Here is a 16,626-nt window from a genome sequence, read left to right as displayed (position 1 = left end):
TGTGGAGCGCCCGGCGCAAACTGCGCGCCGGGCACTGAACATCAGCTTGCCCAGCGCAGCGAGGGATTAACCCGGCCGCTCCAGTCGAAAATGGCCATGTTGTCCCAGCCGTCTCCGGTACCGTTGATGTTGGCGGGGTCCCAGCCGTTGCCCTTGATGGCGTACCAGGTCGGCTCCCAGTAGAAGACGCCGACCGCACCCGCGTTCCGGGCCGTGTTCTGCACCCAGGTGAACTGCTGGGCCTGCCCGGCCCACGTCGCCGGGATGTTGTCGCACAGCACGGTGCCCGGGATCGAGTTGGGCTCGCTGTCGGCGTCGGCCGTGGTGAACTGGTACGCGGTCTCGGCGATCACGACCGGCTTGCCGTACCGCGTACGGACGTCGGTGATGACGTTGTAGAGGTTGGCCAGCGTGCCGTGCCACATACAATAATATGACAAAGCGGTCACGTCCCAGGTCACGCCCCGGGCCTTGATGCCGTCGTAGAACCAGCGGGCGTTGGCCATGCTGTCGGCGTCGGCCGTGTGGATCCACACCTGGGTCGCGCTGTTGCAGGCCTTGACCGCGTTGTAGCCCTGCTTGAGCAGGGAGGCCAGCGGGGCGAAGTTGTTGCTGACCACCTGCCCGCGCGGCCACAGCATGCCCACGTTGATCTCGTTGCCGACCTGGATGCTGTCGGGGGTGGTGCCCTGCGCCTTGAGGGCGGTGCAGACGTCGTACGTGTAGCTGTAGACGTCGGACTGCAGCTGGGTGAGGCTGTGCGAGGCCCAGGCGGCCGGCGGGTACTGCTTGCCGGGGTCGGCCCAGGTGTCCGAGTAGTGGAAGTCGATCAGCAGCTTCAGGCCCTTGGCCTTGATCGACCTGGCCTGCTGGAGGACCTTGGCCTTGTTGTTGTAGCCGCTGGCCGGGTTGTTCCAGATGCGCAGGCGGGCGTAGTTGGCGCCGGCTGACTTCAGGATGTCGTACGGGTCGGCGGCGGCGCCGGAGGCGTTGTAGTACTTGCCACCGAGGTCGAGCGTGCGCTGCAGGGACGAGACGTCGGCGCCCAACATGGTGAGGCTGTTGGCCGCGTGGGCGGGGGCGGGGGTGAGCACGGCCGTCAGCACGAGGACGGCGGCGATCAACCGTTTCATCTATCGCTCCTTCACGACGAAGGGGGACGGGCCGGCGCCCGGGAGGGGCGCCGGATCGGTGCCGTGGAGCGGTGGGCCCGCAAGGGGAGTGGAGCCCGGTGGAGCGGTGGGCTCGCGAAGGGGAGTGGGAGCCCGGTGGAGCCGAGGGGTCAGGCGGGCGAGGAGGCCCGGATGACCAGGGTCGTCGGCACGGTGATGGACAGGGGAGTCCGGCCGGCGATCACGTCGGTGAGGAGGCGGACCATCTCCTCGGCCACGCGGTCGAGGGGGTGGCGGACGGTGGTCAGCGGGGGCTCGGTGGTGGCGGCCAGCCCGGAGTCGTCGAAGCCGACCACCCGGACGTTGCCGGGGACGTCGCGGCCGGCCTCGCGCAGCACGCGCAGGGCGCCGTCGGCCATGGCGTCGGAGGCGGCGAAGACCGCGTCCAGGTCGGGGGCCTGCTCCAGCAGGACGCGCATGCAGGCGGCGCCGCTCTCGCGGCTCCAGTCGCCGTGGGCGATGCGGGCCGGCTCGATGTCGATGCCGTGGGTGATCAGGGCGTCGTGGTAACCCTGGAGGCGGTCGACGCCGCCCGCGGTGTCCTGCGGCCCGGTGATCGTGGCGATCCGGGTGCGGCCGGCCGCGATCAGGTGCTCGACCGCGGAGCGGCCGCCGTTGCGGTCGTCGGCCATCACCGAGCTGATCACCTGCTCGTAGCCGAGGACCCGGCCGCAGGCGACGATCGGCACCTCGGCCCGCACGAGCTGGCTGAGCAGCGGGTCGCCGGAGTGCGGGGAGACCAGCAGCACCCCGTCGACGTGGCCGCCGGAGAGGTAGGCGATCGTCCGGGCCCGTTCCTCGGGCGTGGAGGCGATCATCAGGATCAGCGTGAGCTCGCGGTCGGAGAGCGCCTGGGCCACCCCGCGCAGCAGCACGGAGAAGTTCGGGTCCTCGAAGAGCAGGTGCTGGGGCTCGGTGAGCAGGAACGCGATGGAGCCCGACTTGCCGGTGGCCAGCGAGCGGGCGTGCGGGTTGGCCGTGTAACCCGTCCGGGCGATGGCCTCGCGCACGGCCCGGGCCGCGTCGGGGCTCACCCACTCGCGCCCGTTGAGGACGCGGGAGACGGTGGCGTAGGAGACCCCGGCCTCGCGAGCGACGTCGCGGATGGTGGGCCGTTTGCGGGTCGGCACGTTGGGGATCATAGCTACGCCTTGACCGCGCCGGCGCCGAGGTCGACCCGCCAGTAACGCTGCAGGGCCAGGAAGAGCGCGACGAGCGGCACGATGGACAGCAGCGCCCCGGTGACCACCGACGTGTACATGGCGGGCTGGGTCGCGCCCTGGTTGAGCAGGCCGCTCAGGCCGACGGTGACCGGGAAGAGCTTGTCGTCGCCGAGCATGATGAACGGCAGCATGTAGTTGTTCCAGATGGCCACGAACTGGAACAGGAAGACCGTGACGAGCCCGGCCCGCATCATCGGCAGGGCCACCCGGGCGAAGGCCCGCCAGTCGCCGGCGCCGTCCATCCGGGCCGCCTCGAGGACCTCGTTGGGCACGGTGGCGGCGGCGAAGATCCGGCACAGGTAGATGCCGTACGGGCTGATCATGCTGGGCAGCAGCACCGACCAGTACGTGTTGGTCATGCCGACCTTGGCCAGCAGCAGGTACTGCGGCACGGCCAGGATCACGGCCGGCACCAGCACCCCGGCCAGCACCAGGTTGAAGACCAGCGCCTTGCCGCGGAAGTCGTACTTGGCCAGGGCGAAGCCGGCCATCGCCGAGACCAGCGTCGAGGCGGCCGCGCCGACCCCGGCGAACAGGGCCGAGTTGGCCATCCAGCGCCAGTAGAGCCCGTCGCGGTAGCTGTTGAGGAACTCGATGTTGTCGAACAGGTGCGTGCTCGGCATGAACGTGAAGGTGTTGAACAGCTCGCTCGCGCTCTTGGTCGAGGCGACCACGACCCACAGGACGGGCATCAGGCAGTACGCGGCGCCGAGCAACAGCAAGATGGTCGCGGTCGGGCTCGTCCGGCGGTTGCGCTGCACCCGGGGCTCGGCGGTGGCGGCGGTGCTCGCGGGAGCCACGGGAACGGTGGTGACAGCCATGGTCAGTTCTCCTGACTGAAGGCCCGCGAGCCGACGAGCTTGAGGAAGCCGTAGGAGATCACGAACGTGGCGAGCGCGATGATCACCGAGGTGGCCGCCGCGGCGTAGATGTCGTTGCGCACGAAGGCGTCCCGGTAGACCTTCATCAGCGGGGTCCAGGTGGTCGAGATGGTGTTGCTCAGCGGCCGCAGCGTCATCGGCTCGGCGAAGACCTGGAGGGTGGCGATGAGCGAGAAGAGCGTGGTCATCACCAGCGACGGCCCGATCACCGGGATCTTGATGCGCAGCGCGATCTGGATGTCGCTGGCCCCGTCGATCCGGGCCGCCTCGAACAGCTCGGTCGGGATGGCCCGCAACGCGGTGTAGAGCACGATCATGTTGAAGCCGGCGCCGCCCCAGATCGCGATGTTGGCTACCGCGTACAGCACCCAGGACGAACTCAGGGCGTCGGGCGCGGTGATGCCGATCTTGTCCAGCACGTCGACGATCGGGCTCACCCGGGGCAGGTAGAGGAAGCCCCACAGCAGCGAGGCGATCACGGCCGGCACCGCGTACGGCAGGAAGATCGAGGTCCGGGCGAAGGTGCCCACCCGGGTCCGGCCGGCGTCGAGCAGCAACGCCATGACCAGGGCCAGGCCGAGCATGCAGGGGACCACGATCAGGCCGTACGCGCCGACGCGGAGCACGCTCGGCAGGAACTCGGGGTCGGTCAGGGACCGGGTGTAGTTCTCCAAGCCGGCCCAGATCTCGGTGCGCGAGCCGCTGCCCAGCCCGAGGCCGCTCACCTTGACGCGGCGGAAACTGAGATAGGCCGCGTAGCCGATGGGCGCCGCGAGGAAGAGGCCGAAGAGCGCCAGGGCGGGGGCGAGGAAGAGATAAGGCGCGCCAGTTTTGCGGGTCATTGCCACTCCTTGGACGAGCCGGGGCCCCGGAGAGCCCCGGCGTCTCACTAACCGGCGACCTTGAAACCGGTGTTCTTCAGGTCGTCCACGGTGGCCTGCTGCATCGTGGTGAGCGCGCCGGCGAACCCGGCGGCCTTCTTGGACTCGGCGGCCTTGCCGAACGCGTCGTTGTAGGAGCTGTACGCGACGTTGACGTTGGGGCCGTAGGTGAACGGCTTGGTGATCTTGGCAGCCTCGGCCGCGACCGTGTAGAAGTCGGGCTGGTTGCTGAAGAACGCCGGCGGCTCGGTCAGCGCGGCCGCCGAGTCGACGCTGGCCGGGTAGACGTTGGCCGTGCCGGCCAGCAGCTTGATCGCCGCCGGGTCGCTGTTGAGCCACTTCACGAACTCGGCCGCCTGCGTCTTGTGCTTGCTCTGCGAGGTGACGCTGGTCGCCGAGCCGCCCCAGTTGCCGGTCGCGGGCGCGGCCGCGTCCCACTGCGGAAGCTGCGCGACTTTCCACTTGCCCTTGGTCGAGGCGGCGTTGCCCTCGAGCACGCCCGGGCCCCACACCGCGGACAGCCAGCCGACCTGCGTGCCGTCGTTGAGGGCGGCGTTCCACTCGGGCGTGTACATCGGCTTGTTGTCGATCGCGCCCTCCTGCACCAGGCCGCCCCAGTAGTTGGCGACCTTCTGCGTGGCGGCGTCGTCGATGGCCACGCTCCACGAGTCACCGTTGACGCCCCACCAGCTCGCGCCGGCCTGCTGCGAGAGCCCGGCGAACCAGCCCGGGTCGTTCGACGAGAACGTGCCGAGGAACTGCTTCGGGTTCGCCTTGTGGATCGTGCGGGCCGCGGCCGCGTACTGGTCCCAGGTCTGTGGGGGTTGGATCTTCAGCTTGTCGAAGACGTCGGAGCGGTAGTAGAACATCATCGGGCCGGAGTCCTGCGGGACGCCGTAGAGCGCCTCGCCGCCGAGGGTGACGCTGGTCCAGGCGCCCTCGGGGAACTTCGCCTTGAGGTCGCCGGCCTCCTTCGAGATGTCGGCCAGGGCGTCGGCCGAGACCAGGGTCGGGATCTTCTGGTACTCGGCCTGCATGACGTCGGGGGCGCCGGAGCCGGCCTTGATCGCGGTGAGCAGCTTGGCCACGGCCGGGTCGCCGCCGTCCTGCTTGTTGACGGTGACCTTGATGTTGGGGTGGGTCGAGTTCCAGCCCTCGACGACCTTGTCCATGTTCGGGGCCCAGCTCCAGTAGGTCAGCTCGACCTTCTCGTTGGGGTCCGCTTTGGTGGTGTCGTCGTCGCCTGAGCTGCACGCACTGGTCATCAGAACCGCCGCGGCCAGTGCCCCGGCGAGCAGGTGTGTCTTTTTCACGGGGGGTCCTCCTTGGGTGGGCTCCGAGACGCGTGTCACTGCGGTGGCCCTGTGACCGGTTACAGTGCTGCGCCGTTGCGCCGATGTCAAGGGGTTGATTCCATCCCGTTAATACGAGGTATCGTGCGTGCTCACCCGGCTGTGACCGGTTACAGATCATGTTCCTTGAGGAGTCGCCGTGCTGTTCGTCGCACACCAGCCCTGGTCCTCCCCGCCGCGCCGGCCGCGGATGACCAACGAGGTGGACCGGCGGCCCGGGACCGCGCTGACCAGCCGTTATCTCGTGCGCGACGGGGTGCCGGTGATCCCGGTGTCGGGGGAGTTGCACTACAGCCGGGTGCCGCGCTCCCGGTGGGTGTCGCGGCTGCGCCAGATGCGGGCCGGTGGCGTCACGGTCGTCGCTTCGTACGTCTTCTGGCTGCACCACGCTCCGTCGCCGGAGAATGTCCGTTTCGACGGGAATCTCGACGTCGGGGCCTTTATTCGGACATGCCGGGCGGAAGGGCTCGACGTGGTGCTGCGGATCGGGCCGTGGGTGCACGGCGAGAGCCGCAACGGGGGCTTCCCGGACTGGGTGCAGGAGGCACCGGTGCGGCACCGCACGGACGACCCCGCCTATCTGGAGCTGGTGCGCGAATGGTTCACCCAGCTCGGCGCGGCGGTGGGCGACGTCGATCTGCTCGGCGTCCAGCTCGAGAACGAGCTCTACGACCAGCCCGGCCATCTGGTCACGCTCAAGCGGCTGGCCCGCGCGGCCGGCCTGGCCGCGCCGATCTGGACGGCGACCGCGTGGGGCGGCGCCGACCTGCCGGACGCGGAGGTGCTGCCGCTCTACGGCGGTTACGGTGACGGCTTCTGGGTGGACGCCGACGCGCCGTGGGACCCGACGTTCCGCGACCATTACTTCTTCTCGCACGTGTGGGACGACCCGGGCATCGGCGCCGACCTGCGCCGCCCCGACCTGGGCGCCGCGCGACCGCGTACCCCCTCGCCCTGGTTCCCCCCGGCCACCTGCGAGCTCGGCGGCGGCATGGCCACCGCGTACCACCGCCGCCCGCGCCCCTCCGCCCTGGACGTCGCCGCCATCGCCCACTGCAAGATCGGGAACGGCTCGGCCTGGCAGGGCTACTACATGTACGCCGGCGGCACCAACCCGTTCGCGGGCGCCCAGGAGTCACACGCGACCGGTTACCCCAACGACATGCCGCCGCTCGGTTACGACTTCCACGCCCCGATCGGCGAGGCCGGCCTCCTGGCTCCCTCCTCGGCCGAGCTCCGGCACCAGCACGCCTTCCTGGCCGCCTTCGGCGCCACCCTGGCCGACATGCCGTCCACCCTCCCGGCCGAACGGCCCGCCGGTGTCGAGGACACGTCGACGATGCGCTTCGCCCTGCGCAGCAACGGTTCTGCGGGCTTCCTCTTCATCGCCTGGCACCAACCGCACTTCCCCCTCCCCGTCCACCGCGGCGCCCAATTCCAGATCTCGCTCGACGACACCGATCTCGTCGTGCCCTCCTCTCCCGTCGACATCCCGCCGGGCACCCTCGCCCGCTGGCCCCTGCGCCTCCCGGTCGGCGCCGGCACCCTGGACTGGGCCACGGCCTCGGCCCTCACCGTCCTCCCCGGTGAGGTCCCCACGCTGGTGCTGCAGGAGTCGCCCGGCGTGGCTGTCTCGTATTCTGCCGGGGGCGTCGTCACTTCGGCGTCACCGTCGCTGACGCCGATCCACCTGGACGGCTTCGACCTGCTCGTGCTCCCCGCCGCCCTAGCCCCCGCGACCTGGGTCGACGGCGACCGCCTGCTGCTCTCCCCGGACGAGCTCCGCTGGGGCCCGGACGGCCGCGTCGAGGCGCTGACCACCGACTCCCAGCCGTCCGTCCGCGTCTACACGCCGGCCGGCTTCGCCGACCTTCCCCTGCATCCCGCCGGCGGCGCGTCACTCACGCTTCCCGTGATCCCCGAGGCCGTACGCCCCGCCGGCAGCACCGTCCCGGTGGCCTACGGAAAGTTCGACGGCCGCCAGTCCGCCCCCACCCCCACCGTCTTCGACGACCTGGCCGCCGTCCACCGGCTCGACATCCCCGAAGTCCCGGACACCGACCTCTTCCTGGAAATCCACTGGGCCGGCGACGTAGCCCAGCTCCGCGTCGACGGCCACCCGGCCACCGACCGCTTCTGGGACGGCTCGCCCTGGCTCGCCAACCTCAAGGACCTGGGCTGGCACCCCGGCGCCACCCTCACCCTGCACGTCCTGCCGCTGGCCACCGGCTCCACCGTCTCGTTGCCCCCCGACGCCCGCGACCGCTTGCTGGCCGCCGAGGGCCAGCTGCTCGCTGTGGACAAGGTGACTCTGTTCGGCCACTCCACCTGGCACGAGTGAGAGCCCAGCCGCCGGGTGAGCACCCCACCAGCCGGGCGGCCGAGTGTGACCGCCCTGCCGGGCGCGCGGGGTGACCGCCCTGCGGCGCGATTGGGATGACTGCCGTGCCGGGCGCGGCCGAGGTGATCGGCGTTCCTTGGCGTGGCCGGGTGACTGTCGGGCCGGGCCCGCGTGGTTGGGGTGACCGTTCGGCCAGGCGCGTGCGGCCGGGGTGACGGCACCACCGGGCGGCCGGGGGGTGCGCGTGACGTGATCGGCCGGTCTGTCGGCGGGCGGAGCCCGGGTCGGCGCCCGCGGGGTGGGGACGGCCGGATCGGGCGCTTGAGCTGGGGCGGGTCACTCGATCGGGGGAGGTCCCTCCTCTGGTGGAGATCGCGGTCCGGGGCTTGCCGCGGTGTCTTCGAGCCGCCACCTTTGCTGGTCATGCACGCCCGATCGCAGTTGTTGCCGCTGCTTCGCTCGCCACTGGCCGGTGAGCTGCTGGCCTGGCTCTACCTGCACCCCGAGGAGTCGTACCCGGTCTCCGAACTGGCTCAGCGGCTGTGGGCGGCCCCGTCCGCCATCGGCCGCGAGGCCGACCGGCTCACGGAGGCCGGCCTTCTGCACCAGCATCGGCGCGGCAACCTGCGCCTGCTCCGGGCCAAGGCCGGCACCGCCGTCACCCGCCCTCTGACCGACTTGCTGGCGCTCGCCTACGGCCCGGCCCCGATCCTGACCGACCTGCTGGCCCCGCTGCCCGGCGTCGACGCCGCCTACCTGCACGGCTCCTGGGCCGCCCGCCACACCGGAGAGCCCGGCCCACCCCCAGCCGACGTCCATGTCCTCGTCATCGGCAGCCTCCACGACGACGATCTGGACGCCACCGTTCGAGCCGCCGAACGCCGCCTCGCCCGCGCGGTCACCATCACCCACGTCTCCCAGGCCCGCTGGCACTCCGCCGCCGACGACCCGCTCTTGACCTTGGTGCGCTCGCAGCCCTTGTTCCCCCTTCTTCCGGCGGAGGGACTCTAGTGAGACCGCCCGACCGGGACAACTTGCAGATGATGCAAGCTAATATGCAGGATGTGCAAGCTCGATCCCGGTTGATGCCGCTGCTTCGCTCGCCGCTGCTCGGAGAGCTGATGGCCTGGATCTATCTGCATCCCGAGGAGAGCTTCTCGGTTTCCGAGCTGGCTCTGCGGCTGAAGGTGTCCCAGTCGACGGTCAGCCGGGAGGCCGACCGTCTCGTGGAGGCCAGGCTTGTCGTGGAGGAGCGGCGCGGCAATCTTCGGCTTCTGCGCGCCGATCTCGACAATGTGCTCGCCCGGCCGTTGACCGAGTTGCTGGCCCTGACCTACGGACCGGCCGCGGTGCTGACCGACGTGTTGGCTCCGGTCCCCGGCGTGGAGGCGGCCTTCATCTATGGATCGTGGGCCGCGCGTCACGCCGGTGAGCCCGGCCCGCCGCCGCGCGACGTCGACGTGCTCGTGATCGGCGACGCCGACGACGACGATCTGGCCGACGCGGCCCGCTCCGCCGAGGCCCAGCTCGGCCGCGAGGTCAACGTCAACCGCGTCTCCGCGAGCCGGTGGCGGTCCGCCGGCGACGATCCGTTCCTGACATCGGTCCGCTCCCGCCCGCTGCACGCGCTTCTCGAGGACGGACGACCGGCATGAGGTGGGATCAGGGCCGCGGAGCCATCGAGGGCATGCTCGAGCGCGGAGAACTGGAACGAGTGCCGGCCAGCCGCGAACACTCCGACGTCCTGCTCGCGCAGTCTCGCCGCCACCTCGCTTCCGCGGGCGCCATCGCGACTACCGACCCGGCCGGGGCGTACCAGCTCATGTACGACGCCGCGCGCAAGGCGCTCGCAGCCGTGCTGGAGAACCAAGGCCTGCGGGCCACCAGCCGGGGCGGGCACATCGCGGTCCGCGACGCGATGTCCTCCCAACTGGACCCGCCGCTCGGCGCGGTGCTCCGTCCGTACGACCGCCTTCGCCGACGGCGCAACCAGGTCGAATACCCGTCTTCGGGCGCGCCCGGGGTCGACCGCGACGAGGTCGAGCGGGACCTCCCGAAGGTCGAGCAGATCATCGCGGTCGCCGAGAATGTGCTGGACCAGATGAGCCCCTTCTGACTAGGCGACGGTGCTCGTGTTTCGCTTTGGTTGAGCGCAGCTAAGTTGACGAGGTGACTGACGAACGCCGGGGTGCCGCCCGGGCCATGGCTGAGGCGGCACGGGCCTGGCTGGAGATGCTGGATGCCGGGCAGCGGACGGTCGCCACGGGGGAGGTGGCGGCGGACGAGCGGCGGCGGTGGTTCTACACGCCGACGGATCACGGTGGGCTGACCCTGCACCAGCAGCGGCCGGGGCAGCAGCGGGCGGCCATGCGGTTGGTGGCGGCCGGGTTGTCCCGGGCGGGCTACGTCACGGTGGCGACGATCATCGGGCTGGAGAACATTCTCGATCACACCGAGGGGTTCACGGCCCGGTTCGGCCGGGAGCGGGGACGGGATCCGGGGCTGTACTACCTGCGTGTCTTCGGTGAGCCGTCGGCCGGGGGCACGTGGGGATGGCGATTCGGCGGGCATCACGTCTCGCTGAACAATCTGGTCGTCGACGGGGTGCTCCTCTCCACCACGCCGTGTTTCCTGGGGGCCGATCCGGCTTCGGCCGAGCTGCTCGGTGGCGCCTCGTCCCGCCCGCTCGGGCGGGTGGAGGATCTCGGGCGTGAGCTTGCCGTTTCCCTCGGCGAGGCCGCGATCCTGTCTCCCAAGGCGCCGTCCGACCTGGTGACCGGCAACCGCAGCTCGATCGCCGAGGGGGACCGGGTCATTCCGCTGGCCGGCATCTGGCGCGCGCCCTTCAGCGACCCGGGCCAGTGGGCGAGCCTGCGGGCGGCCAGCGACGCGATCGACGAGGCCGCCGCCTACGGGGAGAGTGAGCACCGCGCGCTGGAGTACACGGCGCGGCCCAAGGGCGTCCCGGCGCGCGATCTCGACGAGCGGCAGCGGGCCCTGCTGGACGATCTTGTCCGAACCTACGTCGAACGCGGGCCGGTCGAGACGGCGTACGACCTGGAGACCTTGAGTTTCGGCTGGGCCGGTGATCTGACGCCGGGCGCGCCGCACTACTACCGCGTGCAAGGCCCGCGCCTGCTCCTGGAATGGGACAACACGCAGCGCAACGCCAATCACGCTCACTCGGTGTGGCGGGACCCGGCCAACGACTTCGGTCTCGACGCCCTCGCCGAGCATCGCCGACGTCATCACTAGGCGCGGATACCGCGAATAGCGATCGGTTCAAGCGGAAGTCAGACCGTTAGGGGTCTCTCGGACATTGATGCGTGTGGTTTTTGCCCCCGGCACACCATAGGGGAGGTATGCATCGATGTCCATCAAGTTTGCGTACGCGCGCCGATTGGCGGCGCTCTGTGCGTTTCTCTTGGTTCTCACGCTCGCCCCACCGCTCGCCGGGCAGGCGGCGCGGGCCGAGCCGGGTGACACCCCGCAGGTCAGCGCGGGCGCCGGGCCCGAGCAGCGCGGCCAACGCGGCACCCGACAAACCCGTCGCCGAGAACGAGCGGCCACCCGTCGTCCCGCCGGTCGTCAAGGCCGGCGGGCGGATCTGGATCGGGTTGTCGTTGGCGTCGTACGCGTAGGTCGTGGTGAAGTCGCCCTTGGTCGCGCCCGGGACGTTGCCCCGCGTAGAGGCTCTCGGTGCGCTGACCGTCGACGGCCTGGCGCCTCGATCTGCTGAACCCCATGGGGGTGTGATGACGAACCCGTTCGAGCCCGGTCCCTCCGAATGGACCGGGCCGGCGGTCGACGACGACATGGTGCGGCGGGCCGAGGAGACCCTCGGCTACCGCCTGCCCCGCGCGTACGTCGACCTGCTGCGCCGCCAGAACGGCGGCGTCCTCGAGGAGAACTGCCACCCGACGACCTTCCGTACGTCGTGGGCGGCCGACCACTTCCAGATGGACGTGCTCCTGGGCATCGGCTACCCCGAGGGCGCCGACACGCAGTCCCGCGAGCTCATCGAGGAATGGGACTACCCACCCGACGGCGTCGTCATCGGCGTGACAGCCCTGGCCGGCCCCGACACCGTGATGCTCGACTACTCCGCCGGCGGCCCCCAGGGCGAGCCGACGGTCGTCTACGTCGGCTCCGACCGCGTCAAACACCAGATAGCCAACACCTTCGCCGACTTCATCACCGGCTTCGTCCCGGCCGAGGAGTACGAGGAGGACTGAGCCCAGGCCGTACGCTGGCGTCGTGAGCGACCTCCTGAAGAAGCACATCGAGAACGTCCTGGAAGACAACTTCGCCGCCACGGCGAGGGTCCGCAAGCGCATCGAGGAGCTCGAGGCCCAGGGCCATCGCATCGTCACCGGGGGCCAGCTCGGCGACGACGCCTGGGACATCATCGACTGGCGCACCAACGAGATCCTCGCCGCCGGCCCCGGCGGTCTCGACGAGCTGGTCGCCGCCGGTCAGGAGCTCGACCCCGACGACAACTGGGTCCACCACGACCGCATCCTCGAGGACGAGGCCGTCACCCCCACCCAGACCGAGGGGCTGCCCGAAGGTCTGGCCGAGGCCATCGAGGACTGGACTCTCTCGGCCGACCCGGAGGAGATCGCCCCGTTCATCGGCTGGCCGGCCGACAAGGTCGAGCAGTACCAGGCCGAGGTCTAAAGCCCGGCCCGCGCCTGCTCGGCGGCCCGGTCCAGCCGCCGGTTCCGCCCTGCCTGCGTGACCGCGGCCGAGACCCCGCCGACAACACAGACGCCGGCGGCCCAGGCCCAGGAGCTCAGGTCCCAGCCCTGCGCCACCGCGACCACACTGACGAGAGCAAAAGTGCTCACAGCGATGAGGGTGCCCTGCCGGGGTGCCCTCATCGCGTCGAACTTCGCAGCCATGGTCGCCTCCTCGTTCTCGCGGGCCCCGATCATGATCAACTCGTCGCCCGAAGTCAACTGTCCGTCGTTCGTGCCCCAGGACGGTCCGAAAGGGCGGCGGATGATGATCCTTTCCGGTGTCGGCGCGGCCGTTTCAGTGTGGTGCTGGCCCGCACCGGGCGACCGCTCTCCGGGGATGTTCCGGACGGACAAAACGGACTAGAAATGGGGTCATCAGGTCGACAAGCATCCGCAAAGGGAACAAACCGTGAACCGAAACGCATTCGCTGCCCTTCGAGGTCTCCGCCGCCTGCTCGCCGTCAGCGGCGCGATCATCGCGTTGAGCGCCGGCGCGAGCGTCCCCGTGCAGGCCGCGGCGGGCAGCGACACCCTGTGGGGTGGCTCGAACGAGGCTTTGGCCGGAGCCCAGAACCAGGGCATCTTCTCGGCCAGCCGCCGCTACGAGGCCCGCATGCAGAGCGACGGCAACTTCGTGGTCTACGGGCCGAACGGGCCCCTCTGGTCGAGCAACACCCGAGGGAACAACCCCCGCCTCGTCATGCAGTCCGACGGCAACCTGGTCATCTACTCGGACTCGGGCGTCATCTTCACCACGAACACCCAGCGGCGGGGCGGCAACCGGCTCGTGATCCAGGACGACGGCAACCTCGTCCTGTACGGCAGCGGCGCCGTCTGGTCCAGCATGGGATCGGGCGAGCGTGCCATCCAATGGTTCTACAACAACAACGGGCGCACCAATTACGAAGGCAAATGCGAACTGGCCGTCGAGAACGCCTTCGGCACGAGCGGCCGATTCGCCACCGCCCGCGCCAACGCGAACGCCCGCCCGCTGCAACAGCCGTACACCGACGCTCCGCGCGGCAGCCTGGTCTTCTACAACACCAGCGCCTCCGGCCACGTGGCAATCAGCCTGGGCGCCGGCAAGGTCTACTCGACCAGCGCCGGCGGCCGCATCGGCATCGTCCCGATCTCGTACTTCCAGAACCCGCTGGGCTGGTCCTACGCCCCCTGGTGACGGGCGGCCGGGCCGGGGCGGCACATCCGCCCCGGCCTCCCGCGCGACGCCGGCCGTGGCGCCATGATGGTGGATGCGACACTCGGGGCGTGCTTGAGCTTCCCGACGCAGCGGACGAATGGGACTGGGACGTTCACCATTTCGACGGCTCGCGACTGGTGCTGGCCGCCGGCAACGACTTGACCTATCACCACAACCTCGAGGTCATTTTCACCGACGTGGCCTATCTGGCATGCCCGACGCAGTTCTCCCGGCCTCGGTTCCGCAAGCCGGCTCCGGCCGAGCGCAAGCTGGTGAGCCGCCATGCCGGCGAGGAGCTCCCGCTGATCGTGGCCTTCGACGTGGAGTCGCTGGAAGACGCGGGCCTTCTTCCCTGTCTTATCGCGGCGGAATCAGCCGAAGTTGTGGTGGGTCTCGTCTATCGCTACTGGAGAGATGATCTCGCTGTCGGGGCCCGGTTGTCTCCTCATGTGCGACCGCCCGAGGGGTGAACGGAGGACCGTCTCCACTCACCTGCCGGTCCCCGATCACCATCTTCAGCGCGAGATCAGTACAGTTCTCGAAGCCGTTGAGCGGTCAATTCGTTGAAGCGCCCGACCAGATCGTCCAGCTTCGCATTGCATTCCTTGGCGTCCTCGATGCGTACTGCCCAGATCGAGGATCGTCCTGCAGCGCAACGAGGCTTTCGCGCTGGAACGCCAGCAGTTCATTTCGTCTTGTCCGGGCCTCTGCGTCCGTCCGCGCTTCTCGCTCCCGGGCATTCGTCAAGCGCTCGCGGTAGACGACGCCGAAGGCGGTGATCAGCGAGCCCACCAGGACACCGATGAGGCCGAAGAACGCCGGGTTTCCCATACCGCCATCTTGTCCTCGAGCGGCAACGGTGCTCAGTGGTCGGCCTCGAGGGCGAAGGTGTTGCCGTCCGGGTCCTGGAACCACGCGATACGGCCGCCGCCGGCGCGTGGGGTGATGCCCCGGGCGTCGTGCTCGAGGCCGTCGTAGCGGACGAAGTCGACCCCGGCCGCGGTGAGCTCGTCGACGACCTGGTCGAGGTCGTCGACGTACCAGGTGGCCAGGGTGGCCCGGGACTGGCCGGCCGTGGCGGACTGGTAGACGTTCAACGCCGGCTCGCCGGCCGAGCCGTAGACACGACCGCCGTCCGCGATGGAGGCGCTCCAGCCGGACCGCAGCGCCGGCAGGCCCAGCTTGCCCTCATAGAACTCGGCCGCGACCGTGATGTCGGAGACGGCGATCGACGCTCTCAGCGGGAACCTGCTCAACGGCATGGGCCTACTTATACCCCGCCGCAACCAGTAGATCGACCGATGACGAATTGGTCCTTTCCCGCGACGGTGGGAGCACATGTTCCGACCACGCGGAGGACTATCGTGCTCATCACCAGGCTCGCCCGGATTCTCGTCCCGGTCGTCGCGGCGGTCGCGGCCTTCGCCGCGCCCGCGCTGCCCGCGCAGGCGATCGTCGGCGGGAAGATCGCCACTTACGGGCCATGGGCGGTACGGCTGTACGAGGACGGCCAGCCCACCTGCACCGGCGCCGTCGTCGCGCCGCAGTGGGTGATCACCGCCGCGCATTGCGTGCGATTCGACAACACCGACATCCGCCTGCGTGTGGGCAATCTCGACCAGCGCCTCGGCCGGGAGGTCAAGCGCATCCCGGACCAGACCTACTTCACCCCCGACGCCGACGTGGCGCTCGTCAGGATTCCACGGGTCAAGGCCGAGCCGCTCCCGATCGCCGGCGCGTCGGCTCCGGTCGGCACGGTGATGACCGTGCAGGGCTGGGGCGCCACCTGCGAACCGGACGAGAGTTCCTGCCAGTCGAACCGGCTCCGCGAGGCCACCGTCCGCGTCATCGACCACGCCGATCCGCGCTGCGACCTGCTCGCCGGCGCGAACGACTACTGCGCCGACAAGAAATCCGGGCTCCCTGTCGGCGGGGACTCGGGGGCGCCCGCGTTCGTCCGTACCTGCGGGAAGGCGGTCATCACCGGGGTCTTCACCGCCTCGGACCGGCAGAGCACCGTCGCCGTCGCCGACGCGGCCCGGCTTCGCAGCTGGATCGAGCAGACCATCGCCCGGCGGTGACTCCGGCCGGCGGTCAACGGCTGCCACCTCGGAAGATGCGGAGGAAGAACAGGAAGACGTTGAGGATGTCCAGGAAGATCGAGGCGGCCAGGAGCGGCGCTGAGGCGATGTCGCGGGAGCGGCGCAGGCGCTGGAAGTCGAACATGATGAAGCCGGCGAAGATGACCAGGCCGAGGATCGAGTAGATCAGGCTCCCGTTCGGGATGTTGACGAAGATCAGGACTATGCCGAAGAGCAGCAGGGCGACCAGGGCCCAGAAGCAGATGCGGGCCAGGGCCGCCAGGTCTCTTCGGGTGGCGTAGCCGGCGGCGCCGAAGGCGGCCACGAACAGGGCCGTGGCGCCGGCGGCCTGCCACAACGCCTGGGGGTCGGTGGCGGCGTAGTAGACCAGGGTCGGTGCCACGGCGACGCCCATCAGCAGGCCGAAGACGGCCAGCAGGGCGACCGTGGTCTGGGCCGAGCGGCGTACGGTGAACTGCATGGCGATCAGCGCGGCGAACGACGCCAGGTAGGCGATGAAGGCGGCGGCGCCGGGCAGGTTGCGGCCCAGGTACGCACCGAGGGCGAACAGCGCGGTGGTGGCCGCCACGAAGCCCATCGTGCGGGCGAACAGGCCGGGGGCGGCGATCGTGGCCGGGCGGTAGGCGTACGTGTTGTCCATGCCCTCACTGTGGACCGGCACGCCGGGGCAGGGACCCTTCGCCAAGGATGAGACCTGCGGGCATTGTTTCCGGCCGATTTCCAGGCGGTGTCTT

At 70.0% G+C, this 16,626-nt stretch carries 19 protein-coding genes; 10 read left to right on the top strand and 9 right to left on the bottom strand.

Features of this window, described 5'->3' with window-relative positions:
- Nucleotides 1-41: 41 nt before the first annotated feature.
- The 5 genes from AB0J66_RS36430 to AB0J66_RS36410 all read right to left on the bottom strand — a co-directional run bounded on the left by AB0J66_RS36430 (nucleotide 42) and on the right by AB0J66_RS36410 (nucleotide 5,470).
- Nucleotides 42-1,133, bottom strand: coding sequence for a glycosyl hydrolase 53 family protein (locus AB0J66_RS36430; protein ID WP_364670866.1), 1,092 nt, complete (start codon nucleotides 1,131-1,133; stop codon nucleotides 42-44).
- 149 nt (nucleotides 1,134-1,282) lie between these two features.
- Entirely contained in the window at nucleotides 1,283-2,302 is a 1,020-nt protein-coding gene (locus AB0J66_RS36425) for a LacI family DNA-binding transcriptional regulator (protein WP_364670864.1), read from the bottom strand.
- 14 nt (nucleotides 2,303-2,316) lie between these two features.
- Entirely contained in the window at nucleotides 2,317-3,216 is a 900-nt protein-coding gene (locus tag AB0J66_RS36420; protein ID WP_364670862.1) for a carbohydrate ABC transporter permease, read from the bottom strand.
- Nucleotides 3,217-3,218: 2 nt separating this feature from the next.
- A complete protein-coding gene (locus AB0J66_RS36415; protein ID WP_364670859.1) occupies nucleotides 3,219-4,118 on the bottom strand; it encodes a sugar ABC transporter permease in 900 nt (299 codons plus the stop codon).
- Nucleotides 4,119-4,165: 47 nt separating this feature from the next.
- Nucleotides 4,166-5,470 (bottom strand): extracellular solute-binding protein, encoded by a 1,305-nt coding sequence (locus AB0J66_RS36410; RefSeq protein ID WP_364670857.1) that lies wholly within the window; start codon nucleotides 5,468-5,470, stop codon nucleotides 4,166-4,168.
- Nucleotides 5,471-5,648: 178 nt separating this feature from the next.
- Between AB0J66_RS36410 and AB0J66_RS36405 the strand changes: the two genes are divergently transcribed.
- From AB0J66_RS36405 to AB0J66_RS36375, 7 genes are all read left to right on the top strand, one after another.
- Nucleotides 5,649-7,850 (top strand): beta-galactosidase, encoded by a 2,202-nt coding sequence (locus AB0J66_RS36405; RefSeq protein WP_364670855.1) that lies wholly within the window; start codon nucleotides 5,649-5,651, stop codon nucleotides 7,848-7,850.
- Nucleotides 7,851-8,273: 423 nt separating this feature from the next.
- Entirely contained in the window at nucleotides 8,274-8,861 is a 588-nt protein-coding gene (locus tag AB0J66_RS36400) for a helix-turn-helix transcriptional regulator (RefSeq protein ID WP_364670853.1), read from the top strand.
- A 53-nt stretch (nucleotides 8,862-8,914) separates the two neighbouring features.
- Nucleotides 8,915-9,505, top strand: a complete 591-nt coding sequence (locus AB0J66_RS36395; RefSeq protein WP_364670850.1) for a winged helix-turn-helix domain-containing protein — start codon at nucleotides 8,915-8,917, stop codon at nucleotides 9,503-9,505.
- Nucleotides 9,502-9,966 carry a hypothetical protein gene (locus AB0J66_RS36390; protein WP_364670848.1) on the top strand — a complete coding sequence of 155 codons (465 nt, stop codon included), beginning with the start codon at nucleotides 9,502-9,504 and terminating at the stop codon, nucleotides 9,964-9,966. Before AB0J66_RS36395 ends, AB0J66_RS36390 begins: the two co-directional genes overlap by 4 nt.
- A gap of 53 nt (nucleotides 9,967-10,019) precedes the next feature.
- Nucleotides 10,020-11,105, top strand: coding sequence for a DUF3500 domain-containing protein (locus AB0J66_RS36385; RefSeq protein ID WP_364670846.1), 1,086 nt, complete (start codon nucleotides 10,020-10,022; stop codon nucleotides 11,103-11,105).
- 500 nt (nucleotides 11,106-11,605) lie between these two features.
- Nucleotides 11,606-12,085, top strand: a complete 480-nt coding sequence (locus AB0J66_RS36380; RefSeq protein ID WP_364670843.1) for an SMI1/KNR4 family protein — start codon at nucleotides 11,606-11,608, stop codon at nucleotides 12,083-12,085.
- A 22-nt stretch (nucleotides 12,086-12,107) separates the two neighbouring features.
- The gene (locus AB0J66_RS36375; protein ID WP_364670840.1) at nucleotides 12,108-12,530 is read left to right on the top strand and encodes a hypothetical protein; all 423 of its coding nucleotides are present in this window, start codon (nucleotides 12,108-12,110) and stop codon (nucleotides 12,528-12,530) included.
- Here the strand turns inward: AB0J66_RS36375 and AB0J66_RS36370 are convergent.
- Complete coding sequence (locus AB0J66_RS36370; RefSeq protein WP_364670837.1) at nucleotides 12,527-12,811, bottom strand: hypothetical protein; 285 nt, start codon at nucleotides 12,809-12,811, stop codon at nucleotides 12,527-12,529. The two genes, AB0J66_RS36375 and AB0J66_RS36370, sit on opposite strands and share 4 nt — an antisense overlap.
- A gap of 190 nt (nucleotides 12,812-13,001) precedes the next feature.
- On the opposite strand from AB0J66_RS36370, the gene AB0J66_RS36365 reads away from it, so the two are divergent.
- Both AB0J66_RS36365 and AB0J66_RS36360 read left to right on the top strand, forming a co-directional pair.
- Nucleotides 13,002-13,769 (top strand): hypothetical protein, encoded by a 768-nt coding sequence (locus tag AB0J66_RS36365; RefSeq protein WP_364670834.1) that lies wholly within the window; start codon nucleotides 13,002-13,004, stop codon nucleotides 13,767-13,769.
- 89 nt (nucleotides 13,770-13,858) lie between these two features.
- Nucleotides 13,859-14,260 carry a hypothetical protein gene (locus AB0J66_RS36360; protein ID WP_364670832.1) on the top strand — a complete coding sequence of 134 codons (402 nt, stop codon included), beginning with the start codon at nucleotides 13,859-13,861 and terminating at the stop codon, nucleotides 14,258-14,260.
- An 85-nt stretch (nucleotides 14,261-14,345) separates the two neighbouring features.
- On the opposite strand, the gene AB0J66_RS36355 is transcribed toward AB0J66_RS36360, so the two are convergent.
- Nucleotides 14,346-14,621, bottom strand: a complete 276-nt coding sequence (locus AB0J66_RS36355; RefSeq protein WP_364670830.1) for a hypothetical protein — start codon at nucleotides 14,619-14,621, stop codon at nucleotides 14,346-14,348.
- Between the two features lie 32 nt (nucleotides 14,622-14,653).
- Nucleotides 14,654-15,052, bottom strand: coding sequence for a VOC family protein (locus AB0J66_RS36350; RefSeq protein ID WP_364670827.1), 399 nt, complete (start codon nucleotides 15,050-15,052; stop codon nucleotides 14,654-14,656).
- A 102-nt stretch (nucleotides 15,053-15,154) separates the two neighbouring features.
- On the opposite strand from AB0J66_RS36350, the gene AB0J66_RS36345 reads away from it, so the two are divergent.
- Entirely contained in the window at nucleotides 15,155-15,871 is a 717-nt protein-coding gene (locus AB0J66_RS36345; protein WP_364670824.1) for a trypsin-like serine protease, read from the top strand.
- A 13-nt stretch (nucleotides 15,872-15,884) separates the two neighbouring features.
- Here the strand turns inward: AB0J66_RS36345 and AB0J66_RS36340 are convergent, their stop codons facing one another.
- A complete protein-coding gene (locus tag AB0J66_RS36340; protein ID WP_364670821.1) occupies nucleotides 15,885-16,532 on the bottom strand; it encodes a Bax inhibitor-1 family protein in 648 nt (215 codons plus the stop codon).
- Between the last annotated feature and the right edge of the window lie 94 nt (nucleotides 16,533-16,626).

The sequence above is a fragment of the Actinoplanes sp. NPDC049598 genome (genome assembly GCF_040675435.1).
Lineage (GTDB): Bacteria > Actinomycetota > Actinomycetes > Mycobacteriales > Micromonosporaceae > Actinoplanes.
This window is presented reverse-complemented; position numbering and strand designations above follow the sequence as displayed.

Excerpts from the sequence above, each read along its gene's own strand:
- AB0J66_RS36390 (WP_364670848.1), top strand. The coding sequence starts at position 9,502 with ATGAGGTGGGATCAGGGCCGCGGAGCCATCGAGGGCATGCTCGAGCGC.
- AB0J66_RS36415 (WP_364670859.1), bottom strand. The coding sequence starts at position 4,118 with ATGACCCGCAAAACTGGCGCGCCTTATCTCTTCCTCGCCCCCGCCCTG.
- AB0J66_RS36400 (WP_364670853.1), top strand. The coding sequence starts at position 8,274 with ATGCACGCCCGATCGCAGTTGTTGCCGCTGCTTCGCTCGCCACTGGCC.
- AB0J66_RS36355 (WP_364670830.1), bottom strand. The coding sequence starts at position 14,621 with ATGGGAAACCCGGCGTTCTTCGGCCTCATCGGTGTCCTGGTGGGCTCG.
- AB0J66_RS36380 (WP_364670843.1), top strand. The coding sequence starts at position 11,606 with ATGACGAACCCGTTCGAGCCCGGTCCCTCCGAATGGACCGGGCCGGCG.
- AB0J66_RS36350 (WP_364670827.1), bottom strand. The coding sequence starts at position 15,052 with ATGCCGTTGAGCAGGTTCCCGCTGAGAGCGTCGATCGCCGTCTCCGAC.
- AB0J66_RS36420 (WP_364670862.1), bottom strand. The coding sequence starts at position 3,216 with ATGGCTGTCACCACCGTTCCCGTGGCTCCCGCGAGCACCGCCGCCACC.
- AB0J66_RS36430 (WP_364670866.1), bottom strand. The coding sequence starts at position 1,133 with ATGAAACGGTTGATCGCCGCCGTCCTCGTGCTGACGGCCGTGCTCACC.
- AB0J66_RS36340 (WP_364670821.1), bottom strand. The coding sequence starts at position 16,532 with ATGGACAACACGTACGCCTACCGCCCGGCCACGATCGCCGCCCCCGGC.